The following is a 2,645-nucleotide window of genomic DNA, read 5'->3' as shown; positions in this document are numbered from 1 at the left end:
TCCACCTCCAAGGTCAAGGGGCGCACCACCTGATCCGTGATAAAGTCCACACAAATCACATTCGAATTGGTATCGGTAACAATCACCGGCTCAGGCAAACGCTCAATTAAGAAGTTAAAGGGCACCACACGCGCACACCCCGTTAGGTTGTTCTCCACCCGAATCCACAAGGTCCCCGTACTGGCCTGATACGCGCTGGTATTGGCAATAGCATTGGCATCGTTCTGCGCATCGCTTTGCGTTAGGTGGAAACTAACACTAAAGTCCGTATCGGGTTGTCCCGTGAGAATCGTAGTGAGGTATTGGGTCAAATCCACAGTGAACAATCCATCATTAACACCGTCTGTGTCACAGGTTTCATAGGGGTCGGGTGAAGTAGCCTGGGGCTTAGGATTCACCAAGATGGTAAAAGTACCCGCCACCGAACGACAGCCTGTAGTGCTGTTGACCGCCACCACGTAAAGGGTTTGGGGGGTGCTGGTGTTTTGGTAACTGCTCGGGTTGGCAATCAACTGGGTCAGGGCTGCATCGGTGTAGAAGCTCAAACTGTAGTTGGAAAGCGGAGGCGTATTGCCTGTGAGCAAGTTGGCCTCACCCCAAGCCGTTAAGTTAAAGGTGGTGATGTTGTCGGTATCATCATCACACTCTTGGTAGTCCGCAACGGGTTGTACCAAGGTTGGTAACGGATTTACCGTTAAGGCTTGCTCCACTAGCACAAAACACGGTGCGTTAAACGAATCGATGTTCAAGAGACTCTCCACCCGAATCCACACATTGGCTCCAACATTGGCCGCCGTTGGGGTAAGAATCTCATTGGTGTCGGCTAGGGCATCGGCATAACTGGGGTAGTAATGCAAACTCACGTTGGCTTGTCCGTTTAAGATGTAAGCCGCGTTAAGGGTTAAATCAAATACTTCCAAACCATCCCCTGGATTGGTTACATCACACAAGGGAGCCAAGGCCGGTGGGTCGGTGCGCGGAGTGGGTACAGGCAAAACGCGTACGGTTAGGGTACGCACTGCACGACAGCCCGTAGCGGTATTGGTCGCTAGAATGTAAATCGTTTGGTTGGCCGCTATCGTATTGGTAAAGGCACTAGGATTGGCAATGGGTTGGGTTAAGCCTGCATCCAAATAGAAGGCTAAGGTATGCCCGGGGACAGTCCCTACAAAACTCACCAAATCAAAGCTGGTGAATTGGTTGTTGGGCGTAGCATCGTTATCACACAAGGCATACAAGGTAGGGGTAGTTAATACAATAGGCGTGTTGATTGTCACCGTAAAGGAGCCTACGGCAAAACACCCCGTAGCGGTTTGTTGCACACGCACCCAAAGGGTCGCCGTGTTACAAACGGTAAAGTTGCTCGTGTTGACAATTGGATTCACACCCACAGGCGAGGCCGAAGCATCGGCGGCATTGGTGTAATAGGTAACGGTATAGTTACTCGCACTTAAGGGTTGTAAGGCCAATACGGCAGCGGTTTGTTGGGCTAGATTCACCGGCATACAACCGTCTTGGGTGTTGGCATTGGTATCACAAAGAGAAAGCGCAGGCAAGCTCAAGGGAGCAATCGGTGCGGGTTCTACCTCCAAGGTCACCGCAACCACGCTGAAACACCCCGTATTGGGGTCCTCGGCACGCACCCAAATGATTTGCACAAACGGATCGTTGTTGCTAAAGGGTTGGGTGAGACTAATGGCATTAAGCGGAGTCTGCGCATCGACTTGGGTTAAGTGATACGAGATGGTATAGGCGGTAGTGGACCCTAAGAGTAACCCAGGCGTGAGCGTATTTAAGTCAAAGGTGCTAATCCCATCCTGATTGTCATCACACACGGTATAAGGTGTAGTGGGCACATTGGGTGTGGGACGTGGGTTGACCACTAAGTCCATGGTGGTTACAATACGACAACCCGTGGTGGTATTGCGCAAAGCCACCCCGATGGTTTGGTTAAAGGCAATGGTGTTGGTATACGCCGTAGGATTGGCAATAGCATTGGTATTGTTCTGAGCATTGGCCAAGGTAGGATAAAACGTGACCTGCACGCCTGTTTGCCCGTTGAGAATCGAGGCAATCTGCGTGGTGAGGTTAAAGCTCTCAAAGCCCAAAGGTGCTGTGGTCTCACAGACTTCAAACTGCGGGAAGAATCCAGCGGGAGGAAGTAGCGGTAGAGGATTAACCACCAAAGCAAAGGAAATCACATCAAAACAGCCCGTGGCGGTATTTTCCACGCGAACCCATAAGGTGGTTGATCCAGAGGCATAGGCCGTTGTGCCTGTGAGCGCATTTTGAGGCACCAAGGCATCGGCCTGTGAGGTGTAATAGGTCACACTGTGCTGTCCTGCTGGCAAACTACCCAAGACTTGTGGGGTAACCACGGCGTTTAAATTAAACACGGCAATCCCGTCGGTGTTGTCATCACACAAGGCATAATCGGCCACCACACCAGCCACGGGCTTGGGATGTACAATCAGCGAAAGCGTGGTCAGGGTAGGACAATTGGGCGCTAGCGGGTCGAAAACACGAATGTAAATCGTTTGTTGGTCAAAATCGTTGTTGCAAAACGGCTGGTTGGGCGCAATCGGATTAAACCCAGTTTGCGCATCGGTGGGGGTTAAGTGGTAACTCACCTGCACGTTGGGATT

The 2,645-nt window shown here is 51.3% G+C and carries 1 pseudogene; it reads right to left on the bottom strand.

Annotation, left to right across the window (positions count from 1 at the left end):
• A pseudogene (locus BUC17_RS14115) lies at positions 1-2,645 on the bottom strand (adhesin); the annotation flags it as partial.

Origin of the sequence: Flavobacterium fontis (assembly GCF_900129405.1) — a bacterium.
GTDB classification, from domain to species: Bacteria; Bacteroidota; Bacteroidia; order Flavobacteriales; family Flavobacteriaceae; genus Flavobacterium; species Flavobacterium fontis.
Note: the sequence above shows the minus strand (reverse complement) of the source record. Positions and strands in the feature narration are given on the sequence as shown.